At 53.2% G+C, this 18,149-nt stretch carries 19 protein-coding genes and 1 tRNA gene; 14 read left to right on the top strand and 6 right to left on the bottom strand.

Going from position 1 to position 18,149, the window contains the following annotated elements:
* The first annotated feature begins 3 nt into the window (after nucleotides 1–3).
* From yiaY to ALO80_RS22475, 3 genes are all read left to right on the top strand, one after another.
* Entirely contained in the window at nucleotides 4–1,152 is a 1,149-nt protein-coding gene (gene yiaY / locus ALO80_RS22485; protein WP_054984272.1) for an L-threonine dehydrogenase, read from the top strand.
* Nucleotides 1,153–1,177: 25 nt separating this feature from the next.
* Complete coding sequence (locus ALO80_RS22480) at nucleotides 1,178–1,621, top strand: GNAT family N-acetyltransferase (RefSeq protein WP_055010597.1); 444 nt, start codon at nucleotides 1,178–1,180, stop codon at nucleotides 1,619–1,621.
* 125 nt (nucleotides 1,622–1,746) lie between these two features.
* Nucleotides 1,747–2,997 carry a pectate lyase family protein gene (locus ALO80_RS22475; RefSeq protein WP_055010596.1) on the top strand — a complete coding sequence of 417 codons (1,251 nt, stop codon included), beginning with the start codon at nucleotides 1,747–1,749 and terminating at the stop codon, nucleotides 2,995–2,997.
* Nucleotides 2,998–3,597: 600 nt separating this feature from the next.
* On the opposite strand, the gene ALO80_RS22470 is transcribed toward ALO80_RS22475, so the two are convergent.
* Nucleotides 3,598–4,074 carry a helix-turn-helix domain-containing protein gene (locus ALO80_RS22470; protein ID WP_055010595.1) on the bottom strand — a complete coding sequence of 159 codons (477 nt, stop codon included), beginning with the start codon at nucleotides 4,072–4,074 and terminating at the stop codon, nucleotides 3,598–3,600.
* A 209-nt stretch (nucleotides 4,075–4,283) separates the two neighbouring features.
* On the opposite strand from ALO80_RS22470, the gene ALO80_RS22465 reads away from it, so the two are divergent.
* From ALO80_RS22465 to ALO80_RS22455, 3 genes are all read left to right on the top strand, one after another.
* Nucleotides 4,284–5,021 (top strand): metallophosphoesterase, encoded by a 738-nt coding sequence (locus tag ALO80_RS22465; RefSeq protein ID WP_055010594.1) that lies wholly within the window; start codon nucleotides 4,284–4,286, stop codon nucleotides 5,019–5,021.
* A 14-nt stretch (nucleotides 5,022–5,035) separates the two neighbouring features.
* Nucleotides 5,036–5,365, top strand: a complete 330-nt coding sequence (locus tag ALO80_RS22460) for a hypothetical protein (RefSeq protein ID WP_223813396.1) — start codon at nucleotides 5,036–5,038, stop codon at nucleotides 5,363–5,365.
* A gap of 310 nt (nucleotides 5,366–5,675) precedes the next feature.
* Nucleotides 5,676–6,086: a DUF6957 family protein gene (locus ALO80_RS22455; protein ID WP_055010593.1), complete on the top strand. Its 411-nt coding sequence runs from the start codon at nucleotides 5,676–5,678 to the stop codon at nucleotides 6,084–6,086.
* Between the two features lie 38 nt (nucleotides 6,087–6,124).
* Here ALO80_RS22455 and ALO80_RS22450 read toward each other — a convergent pair whose 3' ends face one another.
* The 3 genes from ALO80_RS22450 to ALO80_RS32120 all read right to left on the bottom strand — a co-directional run bounded on the left by ALO80_RS22450 (nucleotide 6,125) and on the right by ALO80_RS32120 (nucleotide 7,469).
* Nucleotides 6,125–6,682, bottom strand: a complete 558-nt coding sequence (locus ALO80_RS22450; RefSeq protein WP_055010592.1) for a hypothetical protein — start codon at nucleotides 6,680–6,682, stop codon at nucleotides 6,125–6,127.
* 78 nt (nucleotides 6,683–6,760) lie between these two features.
* Nucleotides 6,761–7,096 carry a hypothetical protein gene (locus ALO80_RS22445; RefSeq protein ID WP_055010591.1) on the bottom strand — a complete coding sequence of 112 codons (336 nt, stop codon included), beginning with the start codon at nucleotides 7,094–7,096 and terminating at the stop codon, nucleotides 6,761–6,763.
* Nucleotides 7,097–7,181: 85 nt separating this feature from the next.
* Nucleotides 7,182–7,469 carry a hypothetical protein gene (locus tag ALO80_RS32120; RefSeq protein WP_235812507.1) on the bottom strand — a complete coding sequence of 96 codons (288 nt, stop codon included), beginning with the start codon at nucleotides 7,467–7,469 and terminating at the stop codon, nucleotides 7,182–7,184.
* A gap of 154 nt (nucleotides 7,470–7,623) precedes the next feature.
* Between ALO80_RS32120 and ALO80_RS32645 the strand changes: the two genes are divergently transcribed.
* Nucleotides 7,624–8,064, top strand: a complete 441-nt coding sequence (locus ALO80_RS32645) for a LysR substrate-binding domain-containing protein (protein WP_055010589.1) — start codon at nucleotides 7,624–7,626, stop codon at nucleotides 8,062–8,064.
* 153 nt (nucleotides 8,065–8,217) lie between these two features.
* Here the strand turns inward: ALO80_RS32645 and ALO80_RS22430 are convergent, their stop codons facing one another.
* Complete coding sequence (locus tag ALO80_RS22430; RefSeq protein ID WP_083493376.1) at nucleotides 8,218–9,075, bottom strand: LysR family transcriptional regulator; 858 nt, start codon at nucleotides 9,073–9,075, stop codon at nucleotides 8,218–8,220.
* A 278-nt stretch (nucleotides 9,076–9,353) separates the two neighbouring features.
* Here ALO80_RS22430 and ALO80_RS22420 point away from each other — a divergent pair, with 278 nt between their 5' ends.
* The 7 genes from ALO80_RS22420 to ALO80_RS22390 all read left to right on the top strand — a co-directional run bounded on the left by ALO80_RS22420 (nucleotide 9,354) and on the right by ALO80_RS22390 (nucleotide 17,458).
* On the top strand, nucleotides 9,354–11,015 hold the full coding sequence (locus tag ALO80_RS22420; RefSeq protein ID WP_055010586.1) for a choline dehydrogenase: 1,662 nt from the start codon (nucleotides 9,354–9,356) through the stop codon (nucleotides 11,013–11,015).
* Between the two features lie 29 nt (nucleotides 11,016–11,044).
* Entirely contained in the window at nucleotides 11,045–11,317 is a 273-nt protein-coding gene (locus ALO80_RS22415) for a cupin domain-containing protein (RefSeq protein WP_055010585.1), read from the top strand.
* Nucleotides 11,318–11,439: 122 nt separating this feature from the next.
* Nucleotides 11,440–12,345, top strand: coding sequence for a glycine betaine ABC transporter substrate-binding protein (locus ALO80_RS22410; RefSeq protein WP_055010584.1), 906 nt, complete (start codon nucleotides 11,440–11,442; stop codon nucleotides 12,343–12,345).
* Nucleotides 12,346–12,478: 133 nt separating this feature from the next.
* Nucleotides 12,479–13,807 carry an MFS transporter gene (locus tag ALO80_RS22405; RefSeq protein WP_055010583.1) on the top strand — a complete coding sequence of 443 codons (1,329 nt, stop codon included), beginning with the start codon at nucleotides 12,479–12,481 and terminating at the stop codon, nucleotides 13,805–13,807.
* A 62-nt stretch (nucleotides 13,808–13,869) separates the two neighbouring features.
* Nucleotides 13,870–15,342: a betaine-aldehyde dehydrogenase gene (betB, locus tag ALO80_RS22400; RefSeq protein WP_055010582.1), complete on the top strand. Its 1,473-nt coding sequence runs from the start codon at nucleotides 13,870–13,872 to the stop codon at nucleotides 15,340–15,342.
* 183 nt (nucleotides 15,343–15,525) lie between these two features.
* Entirely contained in the window at nucleotides 15,526–16,872 is a 1,347-nt protein-coding gene (gene dddP, locus ALO80_RS22395; protein ID WP_223813394.1) for a dimethylsulfonioproprionate lyase DddP, read from the top strand.
* An 82-nt stretch (nucleotides 16,873–16,954) separates the two neighbouring features.
* Nucleotides 16,955–17,458 carry an SDR family NAD(P)-dependent oxidoreductase gene (locus tag ALO80_RS22390; protein WP_055010581.1) on the top strand — a complete coding sequence of 168 codons (504 nt, stop codon included), beginning with the start codon at nucleotides 16,955–16,957 and terminating at the stop codon, nucleotides 17,456–17,458.
* A gap of 567 nt (nucleotides 17,459–18,025) precedes the next feature.
* Here ALO80_RS22390 and ALO80_RS22385 read toward each other — a convergent pair.
* Nucleotides 18,026–18,099, bottom strand: a tRNA-Gly gene (locus ALO80_RS22385).
* Nucleotides 18,100–18,149 lie beyond the last annotated feature (50 nt).

The following is an 18,149-nucleotide window of genomic DNA, read 5'->3' as shown; positions in this document are numbered from 1 at the left end:
GTCATGATCAGCACCTTTTTTATCCCCGCTGTGAACATCATCGGCACTGGCTGTATTGATGAAGCTATGCTCGCCATACGCAAATACGGATTTCACAAGGCCCTGATCGTCACTGATGCCGGGCTTGCAAAGGCCGGGGTGGCCGGTCAGGTTGCCGGGTTGCTGGTGGAGCAGGGTATCGACTCGGTGGTGTATGACGGTGCCCGTCCCAATCCGACCATCGCCAACGTAGAGAATGGCCTGGCCTTGCTGCAAGAACGTCAGTGCGATTTCGTTATCTCGCTTGGCGGAGGTTCGCCCCATGACTGCGCAAAAGGTATTGCCCTGTGCGCCAGCAATGGAGGGCACATCAGTGACTATGAAGGCGTCGACCGCTCGGCAAAACCGCAGTTGCCGCTGATTGCGATCAACACCACCGCCGGAACCGCCAGCGAAATGACCCGCTTCTGCATCATCACCGATGAGGCTCGCCACGTAAAAATGGCTATCATTGATCGCAACGTTACGCCGCTTTTATCGGTAAATGACCCTGAGATGATGGTCGCCATGCCCAAATCGCTGACCGCCGCGACCGGCATGGATGCCTTGACCCACGCAATCGAAGCCTATGTCTCGACGGCTGCCAACCCGATTACTGACGCGTGCGCGTTGCAGGCCATGGCACTGATTGCCAACAATTTGCGTGATGCCTTTACCAACGGGGCGAACATCACTGCGCGCGAGAACATGGCTTATGCCCAGTTTCTGGCCGGCATGGCGTTCAACAATGCGTCATTGGGCTATGTGCACGCGATGGCGCACCAGTTGGGCGGCTTCTATGATTTGCCACACGGTGTGTGCAACGCTGTTTTGCTGCCTCATGTGCAGCGCTTCAACGCCAGCGTCAGCGCTGCACGCCTGACCGATGTTGCGCATGCCATGGGCTGCAATATTCGCGGCCTTTCTCCGGAGGAGGGCGCTCAGGCGGCAATCGATGCCATTCGTGCACTGTCGGCTGCTGTGGATATTCCGGCAGGTCTGGCACTGCTCGGGGTCAAGGAAGAAGATTTTCCTATACTGGCCACCAACGCCCTGAAAGATGCGTGCGGTCTGACCAATCCGCGTTCCGCCGGGCTTGAGCAGATCCAGGAGATATTTCGCCAGGCACTTTGATCGACCGGAACAGACAGGCTGAAAAATGGCAACGCTCAGGCCCTACACCCTTACGGATCGGAATGTCTGCCTGGATATTTTCGACAGCAACGTACCGCATTACTTTGATCCTGCGGAGCGCGAGCAATTTGCCAGCTTCCTGATGGCTCCATTGGGTCATTACTTCGTTGTCGAGCGTGGTGGCGCTGTTGTGGCTTGCGGGGGCTATCTTGTGCTGTCGGACCCATCGGTGGCCGAACTCACATGGGGCATGGTCCACAATGAGCTGCACGGCAGCGGCCTTGGCCGGTTTCTGACCCAGGCGAGGCTTGATCTGATGAGGGTGTTACCGCGCGTCACCCACGCCTTTATCAATACGAGCCAGCATGTTCAGGACTTCTACTCGAATCTGGGGTTTGTCGTGGGCGCTGTCGAACTGAACGGGCATGGCCCTGGCATCGACAGTGTGAGGATGGAGCGGGCACTGTGAGGAATGATCTTCGCGGCTGAACAGAGGCTGACCAAAGTCGCAGAACATGGGGAAGGCAGGTTTCTGTCCGTTTAGCATGCAGACTGTTTTCGCACCCCCTGCGAATAGGTCCGGAAGGTCAACACATGAGGCCTGTAAGTGCTCTTTTCCAATGCGTTGCTGCTTTGTTCCTGATGTGCTCGTTAGAACAGCACTTGCAGGCTGCCGAGGCGCCGGAAGGTTTTGCCAAAGGCGTTACAGGTGGCGGAGCCGCCACGGCAGTGCATCCCTCGACACTTGACGAGCTTCGATCTGCGTTGTGCGCATCTCGCGATTCACGCGGTGCCTGTACCGATGAAACCTCGCGGGTCATCGTTCTGGACCACGTGTTCGACTTTCGCAGAAGCGTTGTTGTCAGCGGCAGCACCGAAACCACCGAACCGGGCTGTGTGGTCAAGCCGTGTCCGCATGGCGGCGAACAGTTTGCGCTCAATGGTGCCAACAACTTTTGCCAGTCGAGGCCTCCAGTCATGGTGACCTACGATAATGCCGGGCTGAAGCCTCTGAAGGTCGGATCGAATAAAACCCTGATTGGTGTGGGCAACAAGGCTGGCATTCAAGGCGCGGGGCTGTTCATTGGTGACGGCGCACATAACGTGATTGTCCGCAATCTGACCCTGTCCGATATCAACCCCAGCGTTGTATGGGGCGGAGATGCACTCACGCTGAACAAGGCGGATGGCATCTGGATCGACCACAACACCTTCGCACGTATCGGCAGACAGATGATTGTGACCGGATGGGGCGCAGCCTCGCACGTCACCCTTTCCAGTAACGAATTCGACGGCCGCACGCCTTACTCGTCGACCTGCGATGGTCATCATTACTGGGTCTGGCTGTTCCTTGGCAATCAGGACACGCTGACGTTATCGAGAAATTACATACACGACGGCTCGGGAAGAGCGCCGCATTCCGGCGGAATGAAAAATGCGCAGGTGCACGCTCAACTGGTCAACAACGTCTTTCAGCGCATGACCTATCAAGGCGCAATCATGTCGCGAACGCCATCTTCACAGTTGTTGGTTGAAGGAAACGACTTCGAAAAAGTAACTCACCCGCTGTTCAACGATGTGGACCAACCGGGCAGTGCATTCGCGTTGTTCGATCCGGGCTCAGCCAGTACCAAGGATGCCTGCATGAAAACTATCGGAAGGGCATGTGTGGCAAATCAGCAACGGTTGAGTGGTGATGACTACCGCCCCCAGGACGCCTCTGTATTGAACGCGTTCAGGGAATACCGGCAGTTTCTGTTGGTGCCGATGCCTCCAGAACAGGCCCGGGTGCAGGTGCCACGTGATGCCGGTGTAGGGAAGATAGATGTCGGGACTATGAGGTGAAAGTCCGAAAGCATGATGCTGTGTCGACGGGCGCTTGGTATCGAGGGGCTGGTCGGAGCGATGTTTAAACTGACAGCGATATTTGCTGCACTTTTGCAGGGCATGAATGTATTTCGACAGGGGCCGGTAATTCGAAATAGATGAGTTAAAGCTGAGGAAGACAGGCGGCTGAGAAACCAGGTTGTACTGAAAACGGTGGAGCGGGTAGAGGGAATCGAACCATTATAGGACAGGGAGTTTAGAAACTGTGTATGTGTGTAGGAGCACACTTATTTCGATTCGTTTTCAAGTGTGTAGGTGTGTATCCGTGCGGGCCGGATCTATTGAGTTTCATGTTCCCGTGCCGGTGCAGCAGGGGTAGTCTTCGACTTGCTCACATGTGAGGAGGGCTGGAAAATTCTGTCCCCCCTGCAATCTGAGCTGTGAACCATTTTCGGTAGTCCACCACTGCCACCCATGTAGAGCTATCACCACGGCAATTGTTCGCGCCGCCCAAGGTAGCTGCCGTGAGACAAGACTGGTCGTCTTGGATTTCTGGGCTTTAAAACTCGCGGTTGAGCGCTCAGCTTGTTCGACAGGCCCTCAATCTAACCGTTGGGTTCATTCAGGCTCTGAGTGCCAGTACTGGCTAACCGTCGACTTCGACAAGTTCAGCGCGCGCCGTATCTCCGATTGGGTTTTCCCTTCAGCCTTTAGCTCCAACACAGCGGCCTTGTTCCCTTGGTTCGCCGGCTTGCCCTTGGAGCGACTCAGCAGTTCACCATTTTGGATCTGCTTCTGAAGTAAACTCATGCCACCAGCGGCCTTGAATCGATCTAGTTCACTCTGCGCTGCAACAAGCGACTCATCCGGATCTTGACCGCGATTAAGGGACACGCAGATGGCCACGAAAGCAACCAGGTCAAAATCTAGGGCCTGTGCCAGTGAGGAAAGTTTGTCGATGCTTGGGTTGGATTTTCCGCGTTCGATAAGGCTCAAGGACGTACGGAATACCGATTCATTTAGATCTTCGTAGCCCAGATCTCGCTGCTGCCGGATCGCCCGAAGCGCAGCACCTATCTCATTCTTCAGCGTCATGGTCGTCCGAAAAATAAGGATAGAGCCATAATGGCGCAGTTCAAATAAACAGTTTCTGTTGTTAATATAAGAACCAGTGGGTTATGATGCGCCTGACCTCGACGGGATTGATCGGCGTTTTCAAGGTCTGCATCGGACATCCCCGCATCTCCCGCTGAGAGGATAAGGGAGTATTCAATTTATGCCTAAATCGATCCAAGAGAAGCGTGATGAAGGTCTACATCCTGTCTGACCTGCACGTTGAATTCGCCGATTTCGACCCGCCCCAGTTTAATGAAGCGGAGGTGGATTTAGTGGTGCTGGCTGGGGACATCCACAAGCTGGACAGAGGGGTGAAATGGGCGAATGAGGCCTTCACCCAGAAAGTGCTGTATGTCTTGGGCAACCATGAGTTTTACGCCGGTCATTTTGATCGCACCATTGAGAAAGCCAGGGCAGCCGCAGCAGAACACGTGCATGTCCTCGAAAATCAATCGTATGTTGCCAATGGTGTTCGCTTTCTCGGCACCAGCGGTTGGACTGATTTCTCCGCAACGGGTGATGTCGCTGCGGCGATGTCGGTGGCCCGCGCAGAGATGACCGATTTTCGAGCAATCCGGGCAGACCAGAACTTTCGGCGGTTGCGTCCTGATGATGTCGCCACGCGAAATCGAGAGGCGAGAGAGTGGCTTGCCTCTCAGCTAACAACTCCGTTCGCAGGCAGAACGGTAGTGATCACCCACCACGCGCCGATCATCGAGGTGAGTGGAAGCGAGCACTCTGGGCATTTGACTGCTGCTTACTGCAATTCTTGGCACTCGCTTGTCGGTAAGGCTGATGCCTGGATTTTTGGACATACTCATTGCTCGATCGATGTCGAGCTGTCTGGCTGCCGGCTCATCAGCAACCAGCGAGGTTATCCAAGTGAGGATTGCGGTTTTGATATCCGGAAGGTGGTTGAATTTTGAAGGCGAAATGCTTAGTGGATAGTGAATTTCTGACATCCGATTTGAGTTTTGAGATCCCACAGGAAGTCGTATTGGCTAGCTCTTTTGAGTGGGAAGTGTTGGTTGACGCCTTCCTGGTGAACGCTGCTAAGGTTGGTAATCGTTACACCGGGTCTGTGTTTTCCGATCGTTCGGGGCAAGCAGCCGATGGGATGACCGTGATAACACCTCCGGTCTTACGCGTTGCCCAACGGGACGGCATGACGCTTGTACGTACCGTCTGTGGTGGCGACTATTACGTGATTGCATCGGCATTTTCGCTGACCAATACGGAAGTCCTGCATACCTCGCAGAAACGTAGCTAAGTCTAAGCTGAAGGCACTGCCAAGCCCGCGTCAAATCCACCGAGAACGCCTATTCTAGAGCTCTACTTTCGATCATTGAGTCTGATATCCTCGAATGCTTGGGCCGATGATCCCCGTTCGCTCATGCCCGAAGTGAGCTCCTGCTGCAGGTAGGTGGCTATGGACTTCGTTGCTGAATAAGGGGCGTTGGCGTTGAGAGCTGGCAGGCGCGAGCAATGGCTTCTTACAACGCAATTACTCCTCCCATGGCGTCTCGCCATTCGCCCCTGGTCGACATATCCATAAATTGCAATTTGATCGGAGTCTTAGGATGGACGAAGTAAAGGCCAGGCTGTCAGGGCCTGCGCGGCATCTACAGGGTGTCCAGATCGAGACTCGTGACGCTGTGCAGCAGTTGAAGGATCGTTTTCCTGGCCGCAGTCATTGTGTTGTCAGCGATTGGGTTTGGCTCGATCTGAAAGCCCCAGAGGAGGTATTGCAAGGCATCAGAGACCAGGGCCAGGAGCCGGTAATGATTCTGGGTTTCAAGGTGCTATACGACAGCCTGGATCAGGACATTGATACGAGCTGGGTGCGTACGCAGCCAATGGTTGAGTTCGTCGATTCGAAGTTCTTTGTCACCAGAAACACGGTCTACTTTTTGGTCGGGGATGGGCAGCGTCGGCTGATGGAGTTATCGACAGTGTTGCGTGTCTTTCGGTCGGTCGGCATGCCCGGTTAGTGGAACGAACACATAATTTTGGGTAGCAAAGCTCTGACTCATCCTGGATCTTTAGGGTTGGCGGGCTTCGATCCGCCTCTCCCACGAACACCTTTCATGCCCGTAGCACTGGCAGCACGAAATGCCTCAAATCCGGTAGCCGCACTTAGCCTTGCCGAGAAAGCTCTGCGCTCGCTCTCCTGTTTGAAAATGATGATGTCCGATGCTTTTAGCGAGCTGTCCTTGAGTAAGTGCTGACGGACTTTCGAAAGAATTTCTCGGGCGTTTGGCGCTGTCGGATCATGGGCCAATGTTTTGGTTAGGAGCTGTAGGATTTCGGTAGGCAGCCAAAGGTAGGCTTCAAATGTCAATTTGTTCAGTGTCTTTTGCTCGTCCGGGAAACTCATCCACTCTGCGAGTAGCGACGCCACAGCTTCAGACTTGATTCGGACTTGCTCTGCTTGCTTCCATTCCTCCAGCTTGAGGGCGTACTCATGGCTGATGGACTGCTTTAGGCGCTCGGTAATCCATGTCCGGCAGAGGAACACGACAATGCTCATTCCAATGGCGCCTGTAATGCTGCCGAGTAATGCTGTGATGAAAACTTCGAATGTCATTGAGGTAGCCTGTCTCTAGAGGTATCGGTGATGGTTGTCTGAACTTCACTCATGCCGACGCCCAAGTAGTCTTTAGCTTCATGAAGACGCGGCAACTGCCTTCACGGCTTTCTTAATCGAAAATTCCTGCTCGCTGCCATCACAGAATTTGGCGACGAAGCCTTGCGTGGTGCCACCCTTTGGGCCTCTCTCACGGACGATATTGCGAGCATAATAGGCAACCGGGCTGCCCGGTGTTTTCCACTTCGTGGCGGTGCAGTACCGCACGTACAAGTCCTGTAAGAGCGCGAAGTCGTCAGTGCCTGTGATGTCACCACCGTTTGCCAGGTTCTTGTCACGTAGACCGTAAAAGAACCGTTCAGCTTCAATCTGGGATGAAAAGCTCTGATCTTTGATTACCAATGGATTGGGCATTGTAGTTCCTCACAGAATGTTATCCGTCATGATGCGATACTCCGAAATCCCTAGCCGCCAGTTACAGCGGTATACGGGTGAAAAGCTACATTTCGGCAACTGCCCAGCTCATCAAGCTTTTTTCGAAGCCAGTTAAGTTCAGGCGAGGGACTCGCGGGGCCAGTGCTCGGAGTTTCGCCAGCAGGTCGTTCAAGTGTTCAGAGGGCAGAATGAGGTTCTTGATTTGTGTCGAGATCTGAGTGGGGATCCCGTATTTATCCAATGCTGTAAGGAGAGGGTCGAGAAACATGTTTTCCAACTGCTCTGCGAAGAAGCTGAAGTCGCCAGGTTCGACACCTCGTTTAGCTAGCACGTCGGTCTGAATCTTGTTCACGGCCATGATGTCCCGAGGCAACCGGAAGCAGACCATGTTACGGATGAATTTCAGGCGAAGGTTTATGGCTTCGCTCGCGGTGGCATCGCCTCGCCGGTTTTCGACTGCTTCTTTCAGATATTGAGGCAGACTTTTCTGGTTTCGCAGGGCATTGATGTGCCAAGCCAGTTGTGAGCTGGACGCCCATCGTCACGGTGATAATGACGGTGAAATTCTCCGATGCGATCCGCTGCTGTGGGTCGCCGCCGAGGGTTTTAGAATGCAGCCGGATAGGCCTTTGCCTTTGGCACTATATCCTCACGGTTGCGGCTATCGGCGCCGCATACTTTCGGCATTGAGTAGTAGCGGACGGGATTACGAAATTGCGTTTGAATGCAGTGGCGTGAAGGGGGTCGAGCTCGCGGTAGAGAGCGGCTTAGCTGTTGCAGCGACCGCAGTGCCATTGATACAGCCCGGCTGGCAGGTTCTGGATGCAAAGCTTCTACACCTGCCAAACCTAGGTAATGCAATGACTGAGCTCAGGCGCGGTCGAGGTGAGTCAACTGCTGGAGTGCAGTATTTCGCTCAGAACCTGATCAGTCGGGTTGCCCGCTAGTACCCATCCTATATGGGGTGTTCATGGATCTTTCCGCCTGATTGCCATGGGTGAGCTTTCAATCAGACAAAAGATGAGAGCAGTCGCCGAGGCGCTCCATGTCACACCATCGGCTATCCTCCAGCAGATCGGGCTCATGGGATGGGAAGTGTCCTATCTGAGGGGAACGTGTTTGCGCAGTTCGTCTGCAAAAAACCTCACTGCTGGTGAGCTGCCACCTGGACTTTGTCGAAGCTCGATGGTCACGTTACCGAGCGGAGGCAGCCCTGTAGTCTTGCTGTCTAATATCTGCCAGCTTGGTAGGATCAGCGGCGCTGAGGTGGCAGCAATAGCTAACCCGCTCTCTACCGCAATCTGTACGCCAGTCACACCTGTGCATTCAAAGGCGATTTCGTAATCGAGAGGACATCCACTAAGGGCCGAGAGGATCTGGCGGCGATATCCGCACCCATGTGGGTAGAGCGCCAGAGGGATTGGCCCATTGGGGTCGACGTTGAAACCCGCTGCGCTCACCCACTGAAGCTGATCACACCGCAGAATTTCCCCGTTGCCATCTGCATTGCGCTGAGTGACAAGGGCGAGATCCAGCTCGCCATCCTCAAGCGCAGTGAATAGGTTTTGGCTGATGTCATTCCTGATCTTGAGGTTCACCCTAGGATGGCGCTGGGTGAACTCTTTCAACGCCGGAGAGAGGAATGCGCTCGCGTAATCGTCAGGTATGCCGAATCGCACTGATCCACAAACCTCGCCCTTAACGAAATAGTCGATGGCCTCGTCGCTCAACGCAAGCATCTTGGTTGCGTACTGAAGCATTCGCTCGCCTTGGCTTGTGAGCTCAGCAGTCTGATGACCTCGCACGATCAAGCGCTCACCGACCAGATCTTCGAGTTTTTTCATCTGAATACTGACCGCAGCCTGGGTTTTGTTCAGTCGCTGAGAGGCGACCGAAATATTCTTCGATTCTGCGATGGTTTTGAAGCTGTGAAGGAGTGTCAGATCAAGGTGAACCACGAGGCCATCCTTATGAAATCAGAAGATTAACAGGAGGGAGAATGCAGCAGTAGTCGACATTTGCGTGCAAAAAACAAGCGCTGTCAATCGTGCCGACGCCTCTTATTTACTTGTGAGCGACTGGGTAAGGGGGGTTAAATTTTATTTATGCTGGGCTTATTTTTTATTCAATATCCAGTCGGCCAAAGCTTGGATAAATTAACGTCATCAGCTGTCTGGCGAGACTTTCTCTCCAGTGGTGACGCGAATAGGCCTGGCGAAAAGGTTGGAGAAAAATAATGAAAGCCGAGTTCGATTATGTGATTGCAGGTGCTGGCTCTGCGGGATGTGTGCTAGCGCGTCGGCTTTCCGATGCAGGTCACAAAGTATTACTTTTAGAGGTAGGCCCCTCTGACAAATCGTGGATTATTCGGATGCCGGCTGGCCTTCGGTCAGCATTCAAGCCGACCTCGAAGTACAACTGGTGGTACTACACCGAAGAACAGAAACATCTCAACAATCGGAAAGTCCAGCAACCTCGGGGTAGGGTCTTAGGTGGATCTTCCTCTATCAATGGCATGACCTGGCTGCGTGGCCATCCGATGGATTACGACGGGTGGGAGGCTCAGGGGGCCACAGGTTGGAGCTGGTCAGAGTGTGCGCCCTATTTCAAAAAAATTGAGAGTAGCAAACTCGATGGAATCCATCGCGGGCATGACGGCCCAATCCGTGCCCAACGCCAGGAGCAGTTAAGCCCGTTGAACGCGGCGTTTCTTGAAGCAGGGCAGCAAGCCGGATTTGTTCTGACCGACGACGTGAATGGGTATCGCCAGGAAGGCGTGTCTCGATTCGAAATGAGCGTTCACAATGGCATCCGCAACAGCGCGGCATATGGTTACATCCATTCGATGGGTGCCCATCCGAACCTGACCATTTGGCTGGGCTGCGAAGTCCAGAAGATCACCTTCGAGGGGAAGCGTGCTACTGGGCTGAGAGTTGCTTACAAAGATCGTCTTGTAGACGTGCGGGCCGATCGGGAGACCATCATCTCCAGCGGTGTGTTCGGCTCTCCCCAGTTGTTGATGCTGTCAGGCATTGGCCCTGCAGACCATCTTCGAGAGCATGGCATCGCGCCAAAAATCAATCTGCCTGGTGTCGGAGAAAATCTTCAAGATCACTTGGAGTGCCATATCCAGATCGAGACCAAAGAGCCGGTTTCGCTGAACCGAGAGCTGCAGTACCACCGAATGTTGTGGGCGGGAATGCAGTGGTTTGGCCTCAGGAAAGGTGTGGCCTCTGTCAACCAGTGCCACGTCGGGGCGTTTCTCAATAGTGCGTCTACTACTCCTCATCCGGATATCCAGTTTCATTTTTTTCCTGTCTTTTTTGACAAAAACTGGATTCCTGTAAGCACCACGTATGGTTACCGGATTGGGGTGGGGCCGATGCGGCCTACCAGCCGGGGCAACGTGCGTCTGCTCAGCTCAAAGGTTTCAGATCCCCTTCGAATCGATCCCAACTACATGGCGACTGAAGAGGACTGGCGTGTGATGCGTGAAGCAATGAGGCTCGGTATCGAGTTCTCCGAGCAGGAGGCATTCAAGCGCTACAACTATCGAGAGGATACCCCTGGCCGACACATTCGTACTGGTAAGGCACTTGACGAGTTTATTCGTGAAGATGCTGCGAGTGCGTACCACCCTTGTGGCACATGCAAAATGGGTAGCTCAAAGGACGAGATGGCAGTCGTAGATAGCCAGCTTCGAGTTCGGGGCGTTGAAGGACTGCGCGTCATTGACGCGTCTGTTTTTCCCACAGTGCCAAGTGCCAATATCAATGCGGCCACCATTATGTTGGCTGAAAAGATGAGTGACACCCTGCTGGGTAAACAGCTGCAGCCTGAGGCCTTACCCTATCACTGCAATATACCTGCTATCGATAGTAATAAGGCATCTGCCTAAAGACTTTTTAATCTGGTGAGTAACTAAACATGGCAAAAATCAACCGCCGTAAAGCTACAGATGAAGAAAAGGCTAACTCTCAGCAATGGGAAGTTTGGGAGAGTGGCGACGTGGATCGATTTGAATACCAATACGATCAGAGTGTGCATTTTATCGTGCAGGCAGGTAGAGCAATTATTTTCGGTCAGGATGATCATCCCGTAGCAATAGAGCCGGGTGATCATGTAACGATCGAAAAGGGTTTCGACGGTATTTGGGAGATAAGTTCAGCCATCGTTAATCGTTACGAATATTTAACTTGAGGCGTTGGAGTTGGCAATGACGCAGGAAGCGAAATAAATCGGCCTCAAAAAAATACAATATTGAGGCTGTTGTCTTATCATCAAACTGCCATGCTTACTACTACAAAAATTGGAGTTGCTCGATGATTACGAATTTTTTCGGTTCAAAGAAATATCATTCGCTCTTGGCCGGGCTGGCTTTGACAGCGGCTGCGTTTGCTGCTCAGGCGGAGGACGTCAAGCCTGTGGTAGTAGGGTGGGTGAACTGGGCGGATGCAGAGATCACTACCAAGCTCGCTAAGCTGGCGTTGGAAGATCAACTGAAGCAGCCTGTGAAGCTGGTGATGGCTGATATCGGAATTCAGTTCCAAGCCATGGCTGCCGGCAAGGTCGATATGATCCCTATGGCTTGGCTAACCTACAGTCACAAACCATTTTGGGAAAAATACCAAGATAAACTTGAGGACTTGGGAGTGATCTATGAGGGACGTCTAGGTCTCGCAGTGTCGACGAATATTCCTGAGAGCGAAATCAAAAGTATTGAGGATCTCAATAAGCCTGAGGTCAGGGAGAAGCTAGGGGGGAAGATCCTTACATCTGAAGTAGGAAATGGCCAGTACAAGACGGCAACGCGTGCAATTTCTGATTACAAATTAGAAGGCTACAAATTGGTAGCATCCTCGGAAACGGGAATGCTCAACGAGTTCGATCGAAGCCTTAAGCGCGATCAGTGGGCACTTCTCAACGCCTGGAGTCCACACTGGATGTTCTCCACATGGTCACTGCGCTACCTTGACGATCCGAAAGAAGTCTATGGCAAGGCCGAGCAGATTCATGCGGTCGGGCGTAAGGGATTTACGAACGATTTTCCTCAAGTCGCTAATTTCTTCTCCCATTATACCCTCCCGCTCAAGGATCTTGAGGGTATGATGAAGAAAGCCCGCGAGACCTCTGCAGATCAAGTTGTTGCTGAATACTACGCCTCTCATAAAGACACATTCACCGCGATGTTTAAGGGCGGTGCGACAGTGGCGACGCAGCAGCAATAGATTTCAAATTTAGCCCAGTTCGAGGCGTAGCTAAACTGGCCTCTTTCAAAAGCTAGCTGCCATAGAAGTTTCGCTATCTATGGCAGTTGATGTCCAATCGCTAAGGCGCTTGGCATCGCTCAAGGAAATAATAATGAAAAGCGTCCACGTTTCTATTGAAGATGTTTCGATAAGTAGATTTCATCAACTTCTCACAGTTCGTTCAGGAGGTGGGTCATTTGTCGATGGCTATGTTCTCAGCATCGTTGGAGTTGTCATGCTCCAATTGACTTCCGACCTGCAATTAGATGGATTTTGGGAGGGCATGATCGCAGCTTCTGCTTTGATAGGCATCTTCTTCGGGGGCTTCATCGGCGGCTGGCTAACTGACTTGATGGGTAGGCGAATTATCTTCTTCGTAGGCCCGGTCATCTTCGTCGTGGCTTCTCTGGGGCAGTTCTGGGCTGAATCTGCTCTGTCTCTATTCTGTTTGCGGTTGCTGATCGGAATCGCGGTCGGGATCGAGTACCCCGTAGCCACCGCGCTCCTGGTCGAGTTCATGCCTAAACAGTACCGGGGGCCACGACTGGCTGCGCTCGCTATCTTGTGGTTTGTTGGCGCAGCTGTCGCGTATGAGGTAGGTGAATTAATTTTACGGAGCGGGGTTCAAGACGCTTGGCGGTACGCGATCGCGAGCGGCGCGATATGTGGCGCAATTCTCTTTGCTGTAAGGCTGGGTACCCCCGAATCCCCGCGCTGGCTGCTGAACAATGGCCGTACCCTTGAGGCGGACGCCGTAATCAAGCGCATCTACGGGAACAGCTTCTCGTTGGCGAATCTGCCAGAGCAAATCGAAGAGAAGAAATTGCCTTTGAGGGCGCTCCTGCATTCCGGTTACGGCAAGCGCATGCTGTTTGTCGTGGTGTTTTGGACTTGCTCCATTGTGCCGATATTCGCGGTGTATGCGTTTGCCCCCAAAGTGCTGGCAGCTTTGAACATGACGGGTGATTTCGGGTCAGTCAGCTCGATCGCCATAACTATGTTCTTTGTGTTGGGCTGCATATTGGCTACGCGTCTAATTAATGTCGTCGGGCGTCGCAATATGTTGATTTACAGCTTCCTTATTTCCGGCCTCGCACTGATAGGGCTCGGTGCCTACAACACCGGTTCCGCCGGGTTGATACTTCTCTTTTTCTCCATCTACGCCTTATTCATCGGTGGGGCTCAGGTTCTGTGCCTTGTCTATCCCAATGAGATCTTCCCCACGGAAATGCGCTCGGTCGCAGTGGGCGTTGGAGCGTCATTTTCTAGAGTTGGGGCAGCTGCGGGCACGTACCTTGTGCCTGCATCCCTCAGTGGCATTGGCGTAGCAAACACCATGTACGCAGCTGCGATTATCACCTTGATAGGCCTAGCCGTTTCCTGGGCGTACGCGCCTGAAACTTGCTCACTCAGCCTTCAAGAAGCCGCTGCGCTTGATTGAACGGAAAGGTTCGTGGGGCAGGTAAAGCCAATGGCAGTTTTGAAATTCAGTAGGAGGTAGTTGTGCCTAAAGTTGAAACGCATAAGCTCTACATCGATGGGGGGTACGTTGATGCCAGCACTGGCGTGACGTTCGATGCCATCAATCCTGCCAACGGTGAAGTGATCGCCAAAGTCCATCGTGCGGGCACCGCTGATGTAGAGCGTGCGATCGAAAGTGCTCAAAGGGGTCAGAATATCTGGGCTGCGATGACGGCGATGGAGCGGTCTCGTGTATTGCGTCGCGCCGTCGACATCCTGCGGGAACGCAATGATGAACTTGCAATGCTAGAGACCCTTGATACAGGCAAGGCCTACTCCGAGACTCGTTACGTGGACGTTGTAACCGGCGCGGATGTCCTGGAGTATTACGCTGGTCTGGCAGCCGCCATAGAGGGTGAGCAGATTCCGCTGCGCGAGTCCTCTTTCATTTACACGCGACGGGAGCCTTTGGGGGTTACCGCAGGAATCGGTGCCTGGAATTACCCGATCCAGATCGCGTTATGGAAGTCTGCCCCAGCGCTGGCGGCTGGAAACGCAATGATCTTCAAGCCAAGTGAAGTCACCTCGTTGACCACGCTGAAGCTGGCGGAGGTCTTCACCGAAGCAGGTTTGCCCGCAGGAGTTTTCAATGTCCTGACGGGAAGTGGTCGGGAGATCGGAACAGCACTGACGGAACACCCGGATATCGAGAAAGTATCGTTCACGGGTGGGACAAGCACGGGCAAAAATGTGATGGCTAGCGCCTCTGCCTCCACTCTCAAAGAGGTGACAATGGAGTTGGGTGGAAAGTCTCCACTGATCATCTTCGACGATGCGGATCTGGATAAGGCTGCCGACATTGCGATGATGGCCAACTTCTATAGCTCTGGCCAAGTCTGCACCAACGGCACGCGAGTTTTTATTCCAGCGGGAATGAAAGAAGCATTCGAAGAGAAGATCGTTGAGCGAGTTTCCCGTATCCGAGTTGGCGACCCTCAAGACGAAGAGACGAATTTTGGCCCGATGGTCAGCTTTCAGCACATGGAAAGCGTCCTGGAATACATCGCAAAAGGTAAAGTTGAGGGGGCACATCTCCTGTGCGGTGGTGAGCGCCTGGATACCGGTAAGCTGGCCAAGGGGGCCTATGTCGCGCCCACGGTTTTCACCGATTGCCGAGACGATATGACCATCGTGCGCGAAGAGATTTTCGGCCCTGTGATGAGCATCCTCACCTACCAGAACGAAGAGGAGGTCATCCGTCGGGCCAATGACACTGAATATGGGCTGGCGGCAGGCGTCGTGACCGAGAACCTTGCAACGGCACATCGGGTGATCCATCAACTGGAGGCTGGTATCTGCTGGATCAATTTTTGGGGTGAATCACCTGCGCAGATGCCGGTAGGGGGCTACAAGCAATCCGGGGTTGGCCGAGAGAATGGGATTGTTTCTCTCGCCCAATACACTCGGCTGAAATCCGTCCAAGTCGAACTGGGCAGTTACACGTCGGTATTCTAAGAAGCTTACAGACCCTGCGTGCTCCATGGATGACGGTTGCACGCAGCGGCGGCTTAGGGCGGTTGACGCTCGTATAGCAATGCCACCTATGTGTGGGATTCGATGACTTTCACGACGTTCCGTGAGCCTGAGACCAGTTGGGAAACGTACTAACGCCTGGATGTAAAGACCCGATGAGCATTCATGGAGAATAACAATATGGCGGCCTCACCATTTTCAGTAGCTCCACACAATCGCCGCATCGATCCTAACCAGACACTCAAGCCAGATGGATCTGAGGACAGTAACGATAGGGTAGAGATTGGGCCGACACCCTTGGCATTCTCAGAGTGGGCCGATCTCGGCCTGGAAAGTCCATGTTTGGCGAATATGCGTGAGTATCGGCTCGAACGGATCCGGCAACAGCTAAATGCACGCGACATCACTGGCGTGCTTCTCTTTGATCCACTGAACATCCGCTACGCTACCGATACCAGCAATATGCAGCTTTGGGTGGCACACAATCCAGCCAGGGCATGTTTCGTCTCTGCGCAGGGATATGTTGTCCTTTGGGATTTTCATAACTGCGCGCACCTATCAGCCCACCTACCACTAATCAATGAGAGACGTGGGGGGGCGGCCTTTTTCTACTTCGAGTCAGGCAACCGGGTTGACGAGCACGCAGCGCGATTCGCGGCTCAGATAGACGAATTGGTGAGGGCCCACGGTGGTCTGAATAGGCGTGTTGCGATTGATCGCATTGAGGTTGCTGGGGTCAATGCCTTAGTAAACTTGGGACTTGAGATCTGTAGCGGTCAAGAAGTCATGGAGCATGCCAGGGTTATAAAGGGACTTGATGAGCTAAGGGCGATGCGCTGCGCCATTGCGTCTTGTGAAGCGGCTGTAGGTGAAATGCACCAGAGCCTCTGGCACGGGGCCACTGAGAATCACGTTTGGGCTGCTCTACATGCAGGCAATATCCGCCGAGGTGGTGAGTGGATTGAAACCCGGATCCTCAGTTCCGGGCCAAGAACAAATCCGTGGTTCCAAGAGTCTGGGCCCAGGGTGATTAGTGATGGTGACTTGGTTTCTTTCGACACAGATCTGATCGGCTGCTACGGGATGTGTGTCGACATTTCGAGGAGTTGGATCTGCGGTGGGTTGGAGCCTTCCCTGGAACAGAAAAGGCTTTATCGGATTGCCTATGAGCACATCATGTCAAATTCCGAGCTCGTCAGACCTGGTGTCTCATTTTCAGAGCTTACCAAGCAAGGTCATCGGCTTCCCGTTGAGTTTCGTGATCAGCGGTATGGAGTCATGTTTCATGGCGTCGGGCTTTGCGATGAGTATCCCTGTATTCGTTATCCGGAGGATCAGGAAAGTTGGGGGTATGACGGCTATCTCGAACCAGGTATGACGCTCTGTGTTGAAGCTTATGTTGGCGCCGTCGGAGGCAGGGACGGTATCAAGCTTGAGAATCAGCTCCTGGTCACCGAGACAGGGTATGAAAATCTGACGTCTTATCCGTTCGATGAAAGCTTTCTGAAGTAATCGCTTCACTCGGAAATCGATTCGACATTCCGAATCAAGGGGGGGTACGCCTTTACTTCCCATTATTCAGCGAGGAGGTTCTATGACAACGCTCTCACTCACCGGGAAGGTCGCGCTCGTGACTGGTGGTAGCAAGGGAATCGGCAGGGCTATTGCTTTAGCGATGGCAGACAACGGTGCAAAGGTTTTGATCGCGGCAAGGGATCTGGTAGTGGCAAAAGAGGTTGCGGAGTCCATCAACTCCAAGGGAGGTGTGGCCAGCGCCGCGCGTTTCGATATCACCGATCCTAAGTCGTGCTCAGCTTTGGTTGAACAGTGCGTCTCCCAATACGGCCAACTGGACATTCTCGTTTGTAACGCTGCTGCCAATCAGTTGGCACCTGCGCTGGAGACACCAGCTGATAGCTGGGCTAAAACCATAGCGACTGAACTTAGTGGATACTTCTACTGCGCCCAGGCAGCTGCGAAGGCAATGATCAGTCACGGAAGTGGAGCCATCGTGATGGTATCCGCTAACTCCAGCGTGGTCGGATACAGCGATATCGTTGGTACTGCTACCGCAAAAGGGGGCGTGGATCATAGATAAATCGCAATATGTCTATTGGCATTTTATGGCTTGGCTATCGACCTATCAGATTTCGCGCATTTGATTACCAAGTTTGAATCGAGGCTGAGAGAGACTGAGGCACCGGTGTATTCGTAATGCTCTTCTTCCTTCAGATGGCTTCATCGCAACCTCGGCCAACAGTGGTATGGGGGCCTGAGCAGCAATGCGATCTGAGCATCCAGGTCATGAATTGCATCCACGAGAGGGTCACAACGAACAGTCCATAGGGGCTAAACCCCGGCCTCAACTGTGGCTGGGAGGACGGGCTAAGCTCGTTCAGATCTGGTAAGGGGCTTGCCTAGTCGTTTCTATCAATCCGGCATTATTGCCTAGGTGATAAGGTGTGGGTGAGCCAAGCGGAAGGTGCCGCGCCATCTTGAGCTATTGAGGTGCTAGGCGCGCGATGTTGGACAAATCACCAAGAATTGTCCGTTCACAAAAATCTCGGGCATATAGCGGGTGCTTGGCGAGTCTGACCTTCAGGAAAAAATTGCCTGATAGGGGTACTGAAATCGGTTGGAAGGCCCGGAGACATGGGCTGGAGGGTGGAGCGGGTAGAGGGAATCGAACCCTCCTCGATAGCTTGGGAAGCTATAGTTTTACCAATAAACTATACCCGCATTGCATAAAAGCTCGCTCACAAAAGCGATTGTCCGATAAGAACCCTCAA

It is taken from the genome of Pseudomonas caricapapayae, from assembly GCF_001400735.1.
Classification (GTDB): domain Bacteria; phylum Pseudomonadota; class Gammaproteobacteria; order Pseudomonadales; family Pseudomonadaceae; genus Aquipseudomonas; species Aquipseudomonas caricapapayae.
This window is presented reverse-complemented; position numbering and strand designations above follow the sequence as displayed.